Annotated in this window: 9 protein-coding genes and 1 riboswitch; of the genes, 3 read left to right on the top strand and 6 right to left on the bottom strand. The window is 72.8% G+C overall.

Annotated features, from left to right (window positions below; all coding sequences use genetic code 11):
• Positions 1-218: 218 nt before the first annotated feature.
• The 3 genes from ACTRO_RS31385 to ACTRO_RS31395 form a co-directional block, all read right to left on the bottom strand.
• The gene (locus ACTRO_RS31385) at positions 219-1,271 is read right to left on the bottom strand and encodes a FecCD family ABC transporter permease (protein WP_034268939.1); all 1,053 of its coding nucleotides are present in this window, start codon (positions 1,269-1,271) and stop codon (positions 219-221) included.
• An 11-nt stretch (positions 1,272-1,282) separates the two neighbouring features.
• Complete coding sequence (locus tag ACTRO_RS31390) at positions 1,283-2,254, bottom strand: ABC transporter substrate-binding protein (protein ID WP_034268942.1); 972 nt, start codon at positions 2,252-2,254, stop codon at positions 1,283-1,285.
• A 98-nt stretch (positions 2,255-2,352) separates the two neighbouring features.
• Positions 2,353-2,441: riboswitch (cobalamin riboswitch) on the bottom strand.
• Between the two features lie 143 nt (positions 2,442-2,584).
• A complete protein-coding gene (locus tag ACTRO_RS31395) occupies positions 2,585-3,766 on the bottom strand; it encodes a polyprenyl synthetase family protein (protein WP_245594547.1) in 1,182 nt (393 codons plus the stop codon).
• Positions 3,767-3,965: 199 nt separating this feature from the next.
• On the opposite strand from ACTRO_RS31395, the gene metF reads away from it, so the two are divergent.
• Positions 3,966-4,883: a methylenetetrahydrofolate reductase [NAD(P)H] gene (gene metF, locus ACTRO_RS31400; RefSeq protein ID WP_034268945.1), complete on the top strand. Its 918-nt coding sequence runs from the start codon at positions 3,966-3,968 to the stop codon at positions 4,881-4,883.
• Positions 4,884-5,043: 160 nt separating this feature from the next.
• Here metF and ACTRO_RS31405 read toward each other — a convergent pair whose 3' ends face one another.
• A complete protein-coding gene (locus tag ACTRO_RS31405; protein WP_169739974.1) occupies positions 5,044-6,507 on the bottom strand; it encodes a phytoene desaturase family protein in 1,464 nt (487 codons plus the stop codon).
• A 67-nt stretch (positions 6,508-6,574) separates the two neighbouring features.
• Positions 6,575-7,465: a hypothetical protein gene (locus tag ACTRO_RS48350; RefSeq protein ID WP_169739975.1), complete on the bottom strand. Its 891-nt coding sequence runs from the start codon at positions 7,463-7,465 to the stop codon at positions 6,575-6,577.
• Positions 7,466-8,436: 971 nt separating this feature from the next.
• Between ACTRO_RS48350 and ACTRO_RS31415 the strand changes: the two genes are divergently transcribed.
• Together ACTRO_RS31415 and ACTRO_RS31420 are read left to right on the top strand one after the other, a co-directional pair.
• The gene (locus tag ACTRO_RS31415; RefSeq protein ID WP_157436562.1) at positions 8,437-8,859 is read left to right on the top strand and encodes a hypothetical protein; all 423 of its coding nucleotides are present in this window, start codon (positions 8,437-8,439) and stop codon (positions 8,857-8,859) included.
• Between the two features lie 347 nt (positions 8,860-9,206).
• A complete protein-coding gene (locus tag ACTRO_RS31420; RefSeq protein ID WP_245594548.1) occupies positions 9,207-9,995 on the top strand; it encodes a sulfite exporter TauE/SafE family protein in 789 nt (262 codons plus the stop codon).
• A 34-nt stretch (positions 9,996-10,029) separates the two neighbouring features.
• Here the strand turns inward: ACTRO_RS31420 and ACTRO_RS31425 are convergent, their stop codons facing one another.
• Entirely contained in the window at positions 10,030-14,979 is a 4,950-nt protein-coding gene (locus ACTRO_RS31425) for a DEAD/DEAH box helicase (RefSeq protein WP_034268953.1), read from the bottom strand.
• Positions 14,980-15,087 lie beyond the last annotated feature (108 nt).

Below are 15,087 nucleotides of genomic sequence, written 5' to 3' on the forward strand. Positions count from 1 at the left end.
TCGCTCGAGCTCGGTAGGCGCATTCGCGGACGCACTGTGCTTGATGATGAGCTCGCAAGCTCGCTCATGACACCACCTCGCTCGAGCTCGGTAGGGGCATTCGCGGACGCACTGTGCTTGATGATGAGCTCGCAAGCTCGCTCATGACACCACCTCGCTCGAGCTCGGTGGGCGCATTCGCGGACGCACTGTGCTTGATGATGAGCTCGCAAGCTCGCTCATGATGCGCGGCCCGACTGCGTGCGGCGCAGGATCAGGATGAACACCGGCGCGCCCACGACCGCCGTGACCACGCCGATGGGCAGCTCCGCCGGGCTGAGCGCCGTACGCGCGACCGAGTCGGCCAAGCTCAGGAACGCGCCCCCGATGAGCAGCGAGAGCGGCAGCACCACCGCGTACGACGGGCCGCCGAGCCGCCGAGCCACATGCGGCACGATGATGCCGACGAAGCCGATCAGGCCACTGACGGCCACCGCCGTCGCCGCGGCCAGCGAGGCCGCGGCGATGACGATCAGCCGCGTACGCCCCGCATTCAGCCCCAAGCTGTGCGCCTCGTCGTCGCCGAGCGAGAGCACGTCCAGCCGCCGTCCGTGCACCAGCAAGATCAGGATGCTGACAGCTGCGTAGGGCAGCGCCTCGGTCACCTGGCTCCACCCCGCCGTCGCCAGCGAGCCGAGCAGCCAGGAGTAGACCTCCTGCAGATCCTGGGAGTCGCGCTGCATCAGGTAGGTCTGCGCCGCCGTCAGGAACATCCCCACGGCCACCCCCGAGAGCAGCAGCGTGGCCGTCGCGCTCCCGCCCTCCCCGGCCAGCGCGGCCGCGCGTCCGCCACCCGCCCCGCCCGCGGCGAACCAGGCGACCGCGACGCCGCCCAGCGCCCCGAGGAAGGCCGCCACCGGCAGCGCGCTCGTACCGAGCCCGTGCAGGTAGACGATCGCGATCGTCGCAGCCAGCCCCGCGCCCGCGGTCGAGCCGAGCATCCCCGAATCCACCAGGACGTTGCGGAACACGCCCTGGTAGCCCGCCCCCGCGACCGCCAGCAGCCCGCCGACCAGCAGGCTGAGCACCACCCGCGGCAGCCGGATCTGCAGCAGGATGTTCTGGTCGAGCCGGGACAGCCCGGTGCCGAGGTGCACGAACGGCAGCCGGTCGAGCAGCGTCGCCAGCACGCCCCACGGTGTGAGGTCCGCGGCCCCCACGAGCGCGCCGAGGAGAGTCGCGGCGATCAGGAAGACCGCCGCGACCACCATGGCCCGGACCGCGCGTGACACGTGCAGACCGCTTACTTAGCCGGAGCCTTCTCGACCGCGCCCGCGATCTCGGCGATCAGCTGCGGCAGGCGCGGCCCCCAGCGGGAGGCGACGTCGTCGTTGAGGGCCACCACGTCATCCACCTTCACCGCGGTGACCGTCGACCAACCCGGCCGCGCGGCCAGGCTCTTGGCCGAAGCGCCGCAGCAGACGGTGTCGGCGAGGAAGACGATGTCGGGCGAGGACTGCACGATGTACTCGCTGGAGAGCTGCGGATAGCCGTAGTCAGAGGCCTTATCCGCCTTGTCGGCGATGTCCTTGAGCCCGAACAGCCCCACGATCTGCCCGATGAAGGTGGAGGACGCGGCCGAGTAGTAGGTCGGGTCCAGCTCCCAGTAGTAGCTCAAGTTCGAGTGCTGCGAACCGGCCTGCTTGACCGACGTGGCGATCTGGCTCTTCATCGTCGCGACGGTCGACTGCGCGGTCGCGTCGTGCCCGGTGGCCGTGCCCAGCTGCAGGATCTGGTCGTAGGCGCCGTCGAGGCTCGTGGCCGCCGAGTCGATCAGCACCGGCACGCCGACCTTCGTCAGCGCCGCCACCAGGCCGTTGGCGTCCGCCGAGGCGACCACCAGGTCCGGCTGGTACTTGAGGATCGCCTCGGCGTTCGGCGTGATCCCGTCGAGGCTGGACTTCGGCACGCCGGCCGGGTAGTCGGAGTCCTTGTCCACGGCCACGACCTGGCTCCCCGCGCCCACGGCGAACAGGTCCTCGGTGGCGGTCGGGGAGAGCGAGACGATCCGGGCCGGGCGCGCGGACAAGGTGACCTTGCCGTTCGACGCGGTGAGCGTCACCGGGAAGTGCGCGGCGGCGGCCGTGGCGGACGCCGTGGAGGTCGAGCCGGCCGGCGAGCCGGCGGGGGAACTGGAGCTGGAACAGGCCGCGAGGCCCCCAGCCAGGAGCGGTACGGCCGATATCGCGGCCAGGAAACGGTGCAGCGGACGCATGGCGAACTTGTCCTTCGCAAGCAGGCGAGAGCACGGCCGCCTGGAAAGGACGGGTCGACCATGCCCACGGGTCTATATCGTCGGCGCTCCGCAGGCGACCTGACTCCGCCGATCCCTGGCCTCCCAAGCTGCGGGTAGGTCGGGACAGGACGTCACAGTTGCGGGACAGCGCCGGATTCCCACCGGCTTCGCTGCGGATACGCGCTTCGAAGGCTAGCACTCGTAGTTGCGCCGCCCGGTCCGGGACCGGAGGCGTGACCTGCGCGTGACCGCGCCGAGAGGAGTTCGGTGCCGGGGTGGCGGGGGAGGCGGCCTTCGATGTGCCTTCCCTCAGCCGCGGCGCGAGGTCGCCGCGATCGCGAGCTCGCCGAGCACCTCGCGCGCTTCGTCCGTCACCGGAGCTTCCTTCAGCGCGTCGAGGGCGCGCTGCGTCCGCTGGTCGATCCGCTCCTCGACGTCGTCGAGCGCGCCGGTCTCCACGATGACCGCCTGCAGCGCAGCGACCCCGGCCGCGTCGAGGTCCGGATCGCCGAGGCCTTCGCGCAGCGCCTTGCGCTGCATCTCGCCCGCGCGGGCGGCGGCGAGGGCGACCAGGACGGTCTGCTTGCCCTCGCGCAGGTCGTCGCCCGCGGGCTTGCCGGTCGTGGCAGGGTCGCCGAAGACGCCGAGGACGTCGTCGCGCAGCTGGAAGGCCTCGCCGAGGGGCAGGCCGTAGCCGGACAGCGCGAGGCTGAGCACGCCGGACTCGGACGCGTCGCCGGTGGCCAGCGCCGCGCCGAGCTGCAGCGGGCGCTCGATCGTGTACTTGGCGGACTTGTACCGGATCACCGTCTCCGCGCGCTCGAGGATCTCCGCGGGCGAGGCCACCGACAGTCCGCGGCTCTGCGCGAGGACGTCGAGGTACTGGCCGGCCATCACCTCGGAGCGCATCACGTCGAAGACCGGCCGGGCCGCGTGGATCCGCGCCGCGTCGAAGCCGGACCGGGTGAACATCTCGTCGCACCAGGTCAACGTGATGTCGCCGAGCAGGATGGCGGCCGCCGCGCCGAACCGGTCGGGCGCGCCCTCCCAGCCGCCGGCCTGGTGCAGCGCCTCGAAGCGCTTGTGCACGGCCGGCTTGCCGCGGCGGGTGTCCGAGCCGTCCATGTAGTCGTCGTGGATCAGCGCCGAGGCCTGCAGCAGCTCCAGCGAGGCGGAGGCGACCAACGCCGCCTCCTCGACGGCGTCCCGCGCGTCCTGGCTGCCCGATCCGTCCTGCGCGCCGCCGGCCGCACGCCAGCCCCAGTAACAGAACGCCGGCCGCATCCGCTTGCCGCCGTCCAGGAAGCTGCGCAACGCCTCGGCCGGCTCCACCAGATCCGGGCTGATCTGCCGCAGCGCCTCCTCCTGGCGGTCCAGGAACGTCGTCAGCGCCGCGGAAACCCGGGCGCGCAGCCCGTGCCGGTCGAGCGGCGAGGAGTCGAGCGGGGACGAATCGAGCGGGGAGGCGGAGGGCGGGACGTTCACGGTCACGCCTTCGACCCTAAGCCATGCGTCGGCCGACGGGCCGACCGGCGTCCGAACGCCGGCCGGACCGGCGTGCGGACCAGCCCCGACACGCGCATCGGGTGGTCGCCGGCGTGAGCCTTCCGAGCGGCGTGAGCTGGACGTTCTTGTCTCACTTCATGGAATGCCGCTGGACACCCCTGAGGGCGCGACTAGGCTTTTCGGTATGGCACTCGGCCTTCCCAGCGTCCGCCCCGATCGGGCCACGACCATCCGCGAGCTGCTTGCAGCCGGGCGGCCGACGGTGTCGTTCGAGTTCTTCCCGGCCAAGGACCCGGAGCAGGAGCGCTCACTCTGGACCGCGCTGCGCCGGATCGAGGGCGTCGGCCCCGATTTCGTCTCGATCACCTACGGCGCGGGCGGCTCGAGCCAGGCGAACACGGCCAACGAGGCCGAGCGGGTCGCCACCGAGACGACGCTGACGCCGCTGGGCCACCTGACCGCGGTGAACCACTCCGTCGCCGACCTGCGCCGGATCATCGGCCGCTACGCCGACGCCGGTGTGCGCAACGTGCTCGCCCTGCGCGGCGACCCGCCGGGCAACCCGGGCGGGACCTGGGTCGCGAGGCCGGACGGCCTGAACTACGCAGCCGAGCTGGTCCGGCTGGTCAAGGAGTCGGGCGACTTCTGCGTGGGCGTGGCGGCGTTCCCCGAGCGCCACCCGCGGTCGGAGGACTGGGACAGCGACGTGCGCCACTTCGTGGACAAGTGCCGCGCCGGCGCCGACTTCGCCATCACCCAGATGTTCTTCGACGTCGAGGACTACCTGCGGCTGCGCGACCGGCTCGGCGCGGCCGGGTGTGAGACGCCGGTGATCGCGGGCATCATGCCGATCACCCGCGCCGCCCAGATCGACCGGATGGTCACGCTCAGCGGCGGCAAGTTCCCGGCCGCGCTCGGCGAGCGGATCCACGCCGTCGCCGACGACCGGGCCGCGGTGCGCGCCATCGGCATCGAGCACTGCACCCGGATGGGCGAGCGGCTGCTCGCCGAGGGTGCGCCCGGGCTGCACTTCATCACCCTCAACACGTCCACGGCGACGCTCGAGGTCTACCGGAACCTGCCGCTCGACGCACGGGTCTGATGCGCGACCCGTTCTAGACGAGCCTTTCCGTTCTCCGGCGCGGCGAAACGGTTCAGTGTCCGACGAGCCTGCCTGCGGCGCCGGGGCCACGGGCTGCCGCGTCGCGTCAGAGCGGCGACGCGGCGTCCGTGCGGTCCCGACGTACGACCGGCGGGCTCGGTCAGATGCGGGTCGGGCGCAGCACCTCGGCCGCGTTCCATGCGGACAGCGCGGCGAACGCCAGACCGGGCCCCGGCCGGGAACTCGCTCCGACGTGCAGCAGGCCCTTGACGGGCTGCACGGTCGGCGAGCGCAGCAGGGCGCTGGAGACGGACGTGATCGCGGGCCCGTTCACCGAACCGCCGGGCACGCCGGTGAGCCGCTCCCGGTCGGCGGGCGTGACCGTGCCTTGGAGCGTCAGGGCGTTGTCCGACGACAGCCCGAGGCGTCGCGCGGCGAGTTCGACGAGCGTCGGGACGTAGCCGTGGGCGGCCTCGTCGGACAGGCCGGCGGGCACGTCGACGTGCACGAAGAACTCACGCGGTTGCTCGGGCGCGGCGGAGATGCGGAGCGTGGGGTCGGCGGGAACGCTCAGGCCGCCCGACGCGGCATACGCGGCGGGGTCGGCGAAGAGCGCATCGAGTCGGGCGTTGCTCGCATCACGTCCAGTATCACCGAAAAACACCGACTCGTGCGGAAGGTCGAGATCCTTCGACGCATGGAGGTGCGCAGAGAGCAAAGAGGGGGAGTAGCCGGCGGCTGTAGAGGCCTTCGACGCCCTCTCACCGGCCGGTGCTCCGCCCGTCAGGCGTCTGAGGATCTGTTCGTCGACCGCCGCGACGATGACGTCGGCGGTCAGACGCTCGCCGGAAGCCAGCGTCACGGCACCCGAGGCGATCGCCGTCGCCTCGGCGCCGAAGCGGAAGGTCACGTTGCGGGCGAGACAGCGTTCATACATTGCGCGAGCCAGCTCCGGGCCGCCGCCGACCACCCGCCAAGCACCGAATGCGTGCTCGATGTAAGGCCGGATCGCCAGCACCGCCGGCGCGACCCGCGGATCGGCGCCGGCGCCCAGCGCGTACTCGGCGAGGACGGCCGACATGCGCGGATCCCGGAAGCCGTAGCCTTCGCCGGCCTGCCGCAGCGTGCGGCGAGGCGTGAGAGCGCGGCGTCCGGCGCCGGATCGGTACAGGCGCCAGAGTTCGCCGCGCGTGGCGTCGGGGACCTCGACCAGCGTCGGCCGGATCGCGCTCCAAGCGCGGTTGCCGTGGTCGAGCAGGCTGAGCCAGGAAGCGCCGGCGCCATTCCCGAAGGCGGTGTCGAAGGCGTCCTTGGCGGCTCCGCGCGCGGTGTTCGGCAGCACGAGCGAGCTGCCGTCGGCGAAGACGTAGCGCCGGACCGGATCGACCGGGACGAGCGAGACGTTCTCCTCGAGCGATCCCCCGCCGCTCGCTTTGCGCCCGCCGGTCTTGACGAAGAGGTCGCGCAGGACCGCCGGGAGCGTGAGAGTGAACGGCCCGTTCAGGTTCAGTCCGCCGCCGGCGCTCGGGCCGCGTTCGAGCAGGACGACCTCGTTGGCAGCGCTCGCCATCCGGGCGGCTGCGGCCAACCCGGCCACACCAGCGCCGATGACGATGATTCTCACGGACGGCAAGGATAGTGCCCCGGCCATGCCGTTCCCAGCGTCGCCCCGCCCCGCGCCGCCCCTCGCCCTAGCGCTGCCGCCTGCCCGCTCCCCACACGGACGAGCCGCCGGACTCGCTGGAGCTCTCCTCGCCGCCGGCCGCGCGCCACGCGGCCAGCAGGCGGCGGGCCGTGGTCCCGATCGACCCGAGTGTGGCGTCGCTGTAGTCGCGCAGCCGGGCGTACGGCTCCCGGGGCTCCGCCGGGAGCTCGTCGGCGCGGGCCCGCATGTGGGCGGGAATGACGCGTCGCGCGTCGGCCAAGCCCGTCGCCACGCGGGCCTTGCGCATGGCGTAGAGCAGCGCCAGCGGGTGCGGATCGCCCGCGGCCGCACGATGGCCGCCGATCCGCCAGTACGCGTCGGTGTCCGTGGCGAAGGCATAGCGCCCGGTCCGCCGCGGTCCACCGGCGTCGAGCACGACGAGGTCGAGCGCCTCCCGTCGCATCAGGTAGGCGCCGGCCGCGGCCGCGTAGGGCCCGAGCGGAGCGGCCGGGTCGGCGAACAGCAGGACGCGTCCGCGTGCGCCGACGGCGAGCTGCTGGCAGCGGTGGGAGAAACGGGACCAGCCGATCGGCAGGCAGGACGTGTCGAGCAGCCGGATCCGCGGGTCGTCGCCGAACTCCCGGGCAAGGACCCGGTAGGTCTCCTCGGTGCAGCCGACGTCGAGCACGACGACGTCGAGCCGCGTCACGTTCCGCTGCGCCACGGCCGCCCGCACCGCGGCCAGCGCCACGGACGGCGCGTGCCGGAGCGGCAGCAGAACCGAGACCGGTTCGCTGATCAACGGCGGCCGGCGCGCGCCGGCCTCATGCAGGTGCAGAACCGGCGGTGCGACCAGGACCGGCCGGGCTGGCAGCCGCGGCGTGCGCATAGCGCCGCTCTCGCGGGCTTCGCTGGGGGTGAGGGTGGTTCCTGGCACAATCTTGAGTATCAATGAGATTATCCGGTCATGCCATGGGATGGCAGCCGGATGGCTCAACGCCGAGAGTGACGGCCGTAGCGGTTGCGCCGCACGAGGGCTTATGCGTGTGCCCGGGATAGGCCGATCGGGCGTCGCTCAGTCGACGCGATGCAGGGGCATCAGTTGTCCCTGGAGTCCGCGAGCGCCCTGCCGCAACCCGCTCCGGCTCCTCCGTGGCCTGGCTTTCGGCGCCAGGCCTGCGGGCGCCGATCGACCGCACCAGAGGCCTGAGGAGGGCGACCGGTGTGAAGAGCCCTGATCGGCAGGCGAAGCAGGATTCGTGGACCGCTCGGCCGGGGTCCGCTCGACGTCATCGAGGTCGGATTCGCCGGGAAAGCCAAGGCCTTCGCCGCATCGCCGGGTCGGCGGCGGCCGCGTGCCCCCACGGCGCGCGGCCACCGCTCCTTCCCACCCCGGCGAAGCCGTCCGGATCGGCGCATGGCGCCGCCGGACCCTCCGCTGGTGGGTCAGGTCGAGCCGACCCACCTGCCCCCTGCCGCCCTCCCCGGCGGCATGGCGGCCACGCCGCGTTGTACTCCCCACCGGCCGGCCTCCGGGTCGTCTCGTCGCGAACACCCGGGCCGTCCGCCTCGCGTCGTGGCGATGCGATCCACCCGGTTGGACCCCCGGTCCGCCCGCAAGGTTGTGACGGTGAGCGGTAACGAATGCATAACTCTGCGAAAGCGCAGGTGGCGGGCCCTTTGCCGGGCCGGGCCCACCCGATCGGGTGGCGATTGGGCAAAGGCGTAGCGGCCGCCCGCCGCGACCGATAGAGTGGGCTCCGTTCGAACAAAGATTCGAACTGCCCGCCGCCGGCGGACGCGGGGACGGACGTCGGCGTGCAGGTCCCCGGGCTCGGACCTGCACGTCGACGCGCGTCGGGGAAGCCCGCGTCCGGTCGGCGGCGCCGACCAGAAGGGCGCACGAAGATGGCGGTCGAGATGACACAGGAGTTGCCCACGACCGGGCTGGCGGGTGACGAGGGGCACTGCGAAGTGCTCCAGGGCGCCGACGGACCGGTCTACTTCCTGCATCAGGGCCTGCTGTTCATCGTGCACGACCTGCTCGGCCACTGGGTCGAGCCGGGCGAGGTGCACTGGCTGGTCAGCGCCTCGGTCGGCCGCTTCGGCGAGCCCGCACTGTATCGCCTGCGCTGCCGCCACGCCGGTCTGGAGGTCGGCGAAGGCGGCGACGCGGGCGCTCTCGGTGCGAGGTCGAAGCGGCCGGCCGGCCGGCCCGATCCCTACCTCGGATCCGGGGACTTCCGCGGCCGGATCGGCCCGGCCGATCCGTATCGACGGCCGGGACCGGGCCGGTGGAGTGTGCGCCGTGCGGCGAACGGGCCATTTTGATGGGCTGTCAGGATGACGTGCGGGCCTCGTGAGCTGGCGCGAGGCCGCCGGACCGGGGGAGCGTGGGCGGGGCGGCCCGGGTGCACGGGGCTCGGGCCGCCCGTCTACCGTTCCGGTTGCCGCGGGGCCTGACTGGTCGTAGGCCGTGCGCATCACCGTCACGCGGATCAGGATCCACCTCGGCTGACGGGTCTTAAGCAGAGGCGCACGAGTCTTAAGCAGCGCGTCCTCGCCCGCGCGAGGTCGGCCGGCTCGTGTCACTGCCGGAGAGTATCCGATCCAGCACCCTGGGTATGCGGACCCTGTCTGGCCTTGGCGGCGCCCGAATGGTCTGGGATCATCTGCGAGTGCACGCTGTCCTCTTCGCTCACCTGGCCTTTCCCTTGGTCCTCTTCGCCTGCGCCGCGGCCCTGGTCGCCGGCACCGTGGACGCCATGGTGGGAGGCGGGGGACTGATCCAGTTACCGGTACTGCTCTTCCTGATGCCGCACACCCCCGTGCTCGCGCTCGGCACGAACAAGCTCGCCTCGGTCGTCGGCACCAGCACGGCCGCCGGGCGCTACATCCGGCGCACCAAAGTCGACTGGCGTTCGGCCGGCCCGATGGCGGCCGTGGCTTTGGGCGGTTCGTTCCTCGGCGCCGCCTCCGCCCGGCTGATGCCCGCGGCCGTGCTGGACGTGGTGGTCCTCGTCGCGATGGTCGGCATCGCGGTCCACCTGTGGCGCAACAAGACCGTCGGCCTGGTCGAGCGGATCCGCTTCGAGGGCGCCCGGCGGATCGCCGTGATGGCCGCGGGCGGAGTCGTGATCGGCTTCTGGGACGGGCTGGCCGGACCGGGCACCGGCTCGCTGCTGATCTTCTTCCTGGTCAGCGCCATAGGGCTGGAGTTCGTCGGCGCCTCGGCCGTGGCCAAGGTGGTCAACTGCGCGACGAACGTCGGGGCGTTGATCGTGTTCGCGCCGAACGGCTCCGTCGCCTGGGGACTGGCCGCGGCGATGGCGGTGTGCAACCTCTCCGGCGCGCTCATCGGGACGGCGCTGGCCACGAAGCGCGGGGCGACGTTCGTGCGCAAGGTGTTCTTCGGCGTGGTGTCGCTGCTGATCGTGAGCCTGGCGAGCAAGCTGGCGATGGGCTGAGCCAGGGCTCAGATGGAGGTCGGCTCCGCGCTCCTCACCCCCTGAGCCGTAGGCCTTGCGGCGTCAGCGTGAAGCCGGCCTTGAGCAGAGCGGCCGGTCCCGGCGCGTTGGATCCGGCCGAGCCGACGCCGCCTTCGGACAGCACCGGTACGCCGTCGATCGCGCCGATGGTCAAGGCACCGACCCGGCCGGTCTTGACCGTCGTCGCCAGCGCCTGGGCTCCGGCCTCCAGGAGCTCGCGGCTCCGTTGGAACGTCAGGACGGTTCGCCCGCCTCGCTCGACGTACCAGACGAGGTCGCCCTCGTGCAGCACCACCAAGGCTCCCGCCTTCCGGCCCGGCCGATGGCCCGCGCGGCCGGACTCCACCTCCGGCCGCTGCGGCCAGTCGACAGCAGCGCCGTAAGCGTTGGCCGGATCCGTCGCGGCGAGCACGAGGGTTTCCGGGCGATCCTTCGCTCTCCCGGTCCCCTGGCCCGGTCCGCCACCGTAGCCGTGGCTTCCGTTCGGGCCCGGTGACGGATACGGATAGACGCTGGTGCCGTTGCTCCAGGCATCGGCGTCCGCGAGCGGGTCGGCGCCGGGCGCGACACAGTCGAACGCTGATTCGCGCCCGTCCGGCCCGAGACCGGCGACGTGCTTCGGCTCCGTACGCAGCCGGTCGACGACGCCATCGGCCGCGAACTGCGCGGCGCCGAGACCGTCCACGAAGTAGCCCCGGCGGACGCGGCCCACTTCTTCGAACGCGGACAGCACGCGATAAGCCGCCGAGAAGTTGCCGAGCGCGCCCGAGCCGCCGCGCTCGGCGGCCACGGAGCCGCGGGTGACCAGGCCGTAGCGGTCCAGCAGCACCTCGGCTTGGAGCTGGGCGACCTGGGCGACTTGAGCCGGAGTCAGTTCCGCCGGGGCCGCCGCGGCACTCGGCGCCGCCCCGGTTCCGAGCCTGCGCGTGCGGGACCAGCGGCCCACCGACCGAGCGGCTTGGACCGTGGTCAGTGCCTGCTCCGCCGAGGGCAAGGGCGCGGACAGCCGCAGCGACGCATAGCGGCCGCGGGGTGTCGGACGCTTGGCGCGATGCGCCGTCTTGCCCGCGCCGAGAAGCGAGCGCATCGGGGCGAGAGTGTCGTTCGTGAGATGTCCGGCCCAGAGCAGGTCCCAGAGCGCGTCGAGGACGGCGGTCGGCTCCGCCTCGACGCCGGACTGCCCGAGCCGGGTCATCAGCCCGCGGAAGAACAGTGCGTTCTCATGCGCGAGTTCTTCCAGGACTGCCCGGTGCAACGGACCGAAACCGTCCACCGGCAACGGCTCGGGCAGCACCGCCGGGGCGATGGCCGCAGGGGCCAGCGATACCCAGCCGTCGTCCACGGCCAGCGCGCCGGTGCCGGTCCAAGCCACCTCGCCGCCTGAGGTCAGCTCGTCCAGCATGGCCGGCTGGTAGTCCGCGACTCGGGCCGGGAGGATCAGCCGTTCGAGTGCCGAGGCCGGGACCGGATACCCGGCCAACTGTTCGACCGCGCGCAGCACGCCGTCCACGCCACGCAGACGCGCACCCGCCGTCGCGCCCTGCCAGGCGGGGAGCAAGCGCGCCAGCGCCGCCGGCGCCACCGGTTCGGCCTGTTCGCGCAGTGCTGCGACGGTGCGTCGGCGCAGCCTTCGCAGCACCCTGGCGTCACACCACTGCTCGCCGGTGGTGTCCGGACGGAAGCCGCCGCGTACCACCCGCTGCTGAGCGGCCAGCCGCTCCAAGGTGGCGAGCACGACCGCTACGCCGAGACCGAAGTGCACCGCCGCCTGCTCGATCGGGAACGGCGCATGGGTGCGCGCGTACCTCGCCAGCAGATCGCCGAGTGGATCGGCCACCGGCTCGGTGAAGGCCTCCGGCACGCCGACGGGCAACGGGGCCCCGAGTGCGTCGCGCAGCCGGCCCGCGTCCTCGATCGCGGCCCAGCGCTCCTCACCCGCGATCCGGACCCTGATCGCCCGGCGGGACCGCTCCAACTCGGCCAGCCAGGACGCGTCGATCCCGCGCCGCGCCGCCTCCTCGGTGGACAGCGGACCGAGCAGCCGCAGCAGGTCCGCCGCGTCCTCGGCGTCCCGGGCGTGCCGCTCCTCGGTCAGGTGCTGAAGCTCGGCCTCGAGCCGGTCGATGATCTCGTTGTCGAACAGGTCCCGCAGCTCCGGCTGGCCGAGCAGCTCGGCCAGCAGCGACGGGTCGACCGCGAGCGCCGCGGCCCTGCGCTCGGCCAGCGGCGAGTCCCCCTCGTAGAGGAACTGCGCGATGTAGCCGAACAGCAGCGACTTGGCGAAAGGCGAGGGCGAGGGCGTCTCGACCTCCACGATCCGCACCCGTCGGGACTCGATGTCGCCGAGCAGTTCGACCAGCCCCGGCAGGTCGAAGACGTCCTGCAGGCACTCGCGGACGGTCTCGAGCACGATCGGGAACGAGGCGTACTTGCTCGCCACCGAGAGCAGGTGCGCGGCCCGCTGCCGCTGCTGCCACAGCGGCACCCGGGCGTTCGGCCGGCGGCGCGGCAGCAGCAGCGCGCGGCCCGCGCACTCGCGGAAGCGCGCGGCGAACAGCGCCGAGCCGCCCACCTCGTCGGTGACCAGCTGCTCGATCTCCTCCGCGGCGAAGCGGGCGAGCGCGGCCTCCGGCCGGGCGGTGGCGGCGTCCTCGTCCCAGTCGGCGTCCGGGATGCGCAGCACTATGCCGTCGTCCGCGTGCATGACCTGCGCGTCCATGCCGTGCAGGGCCCGCAGCCTGGCCCCGATCGCCAGCGCCCAGGGCGCGTGCACCTGTGCGCCGAAGGGGGAGTGGATGACCAGCCGCCAGTCCCCGAGCTCGTCGTGGAAGCGTTCGACCACGATGGTGCGGTCGTCCGGCACCTGGCCGGTCGCCTCGCGCTGCTCGGTCAGATACGCCAGCAGGTTGCTCGCGGCCCAGTCATCGAGCCCTGCCTCGCGCAGCCGGTCCTGCGCCTGCTCCGGTTCGAGGCCGCCGAGCTCCCGGGTGAAGGCGCCGAGCGCGCGGCCGAGCTCGAGCGGCCGTCCGAGCGCGTCGCCGTGCCAGAACGGCAGCCGCCCGGGCTGGCCCGGCGCCGGCGAGACCAGGACGCGGTCGTGGGTGATCTCCTCGATCCGCCAGGAGCTGGTGCCGAGGGTGAACACGTCGCCCACCCGCGACTCGTACACCATCTCCTCGTCGAGCTCGCCGACCCGGCGGGCCTGCTTCTGATCGCCCACCAGGAACACGCCGTACAGGCCGCGGTCCGGGATGGTGCCGCCGGAGGTGACGGCCAGCCGCTGCGCCCCGGGCCGGGCCTGGACCTGCCCGGCCTCCCGGTCCCACACCAGACGCGGGCGCAGCTCGGCGAACTCGTCGCTCGGATAGCGGCCGGCCAGCATGTCGAGTACGGCCTCGAACACCGACTCGGCCAGCGTGGTGAACGGCGCGGCCCGGCGCACCGCGGCGAGCAGGTCGGTGGTCTGCCACGAATCGAGCGCGACCATGGCCACGATCTGCTGGGCCAGCACGTCGAGCGGGTTGCGCACGGCGTGTACGGCCTCGATCAGCCCGCCCCGCATCCGCTCGGCCACGACCGCGGACTGGAGCAGGTCGCCGCGGAACTTGGGGAAGATCACGCCGCGGCTGACCGCGCCGACCTGGTGCCCGGCCCGGCCCACCCGCTGCAGCCCGGAGGCGACCGAGGGCGGGGACTCGACCTGCACGACGAGGTCGACCGCGCCCATGTCGATGCCGAGCTCGAGGCTGGAGGTGGCGACGACGGCGGGCAGCCGGCCGGCCTTGAGCGCCTCCTCGACCTCGGCCCGCTGCTCTTTCGAGACGGAACCGTGGTGGGCGCGGGCGAGCAGCGGGGGAGCGCCGCTGACCTGGCCGGCCTGGCCCATGAGCTCGGCCGGAGGGCGGATCGGCGGCCGAGCGAAGCCGGACGGCGCCGCCGCGACGGGAGCTACGGCGAAGTCGGCGGGCTCCTCCTGCGCCGAATCCTCCGGGTCGGTCGCGGCGGACGTGTCGGCGGGCGGGCCGGACTCGGCCTCCGTCGCGCTGAGCTGCTCGAAGTAGATCTCGTTGAGGCGGTTGCACAGCCGCTCGGCCAGCCGGCGCGAGTTGGCGAAGACGAGGGTCGAGGTGTGCTGCTCGATCAGGTCGGCGACGCGCTGCTCGACGTGCGGCCAGATCGAGGCCTGCCTGCGGCCGCGCTGGTCCGCGGGGACGGAGTCGTCCTCCAGCGAGGCGAGCTCGGCCATGTCCTCCACCGGGACGACGACCTGCAGATCGAAGGTCTTCTGCGACGGCGGCGCCACGACGACGGCGGGGCGGGGGCCGCCGAGCCACGCGGCGATCTCCTCCGGCGGACGGACCGTCGCGGACAGGCCGATGCGCTGGGCCGGCCGCGGCAGCAGCAGGTCGAGCCGCTCGAGGCTGAGCGCGAGGTGGGCGCCGCGCTTGGTGCCGGCGATGGCGTGCACCTCGTCCACGATCACCGTCTCGATCCCGGCCAGCGCCTCCCGCGCCTGCGAGGTGAGCAGCAGGAACAGCGACTCGGGCGTGGTGATCAGGATGTCCGGCGGCTTGGTGCTGAACCGCCGGCGCTCGTCGGCCGGCGTGTCCCCGGTGCGCACGGCCACCCGCACGTCGGGCTCGGGCAGGCCGGCCCGCATCGCCTCCTGCCGCAACCCGGCCAGGGGCGCGCGCAGGTTGCGCTCGACGTCCACGCCGAGCGCCTTGAGCGGCGAGACGTAGAGCACCCGGCAGCGCAGCTTCGGATCCTCGGGCCCCGGGCCGTAGGCGAGCCGATCGAGCGCGGCCAGGAACGCGGCCAAGGTCTTGCCCGACCCGGTGGGGGCGACGACCAGCGCGTTGTGCCCGGCGTGGATCTCTCGCCACGCGCCGAGCTGCGCAGCCGTGGGCTGCGCGAAGGCACCGCTCAACCAGCGGCGTGTCGGCTCGGCGAAGTAGTCCATGGCTCCATGGTGCAACGCGCCTCCGACAAAAGCGGCGGGTCATCGGTATGGAGGTGCGCAAAGCACAGAAAATTCCTGAATCATTTCTTTCCGGGTGCCTGGATGCCC

The sequence above is a fragment of the Actinospica robiniae DSM 44927 genome, from assembly GCF_000504285.1.
In the GTDB taxonomy this organism is placed as follows: Bacteria; Actinomycetota; Actinomycetes; order Streptomycetales; family Catenulisporaceae; genus Actinospica; species Actinospica robiniae.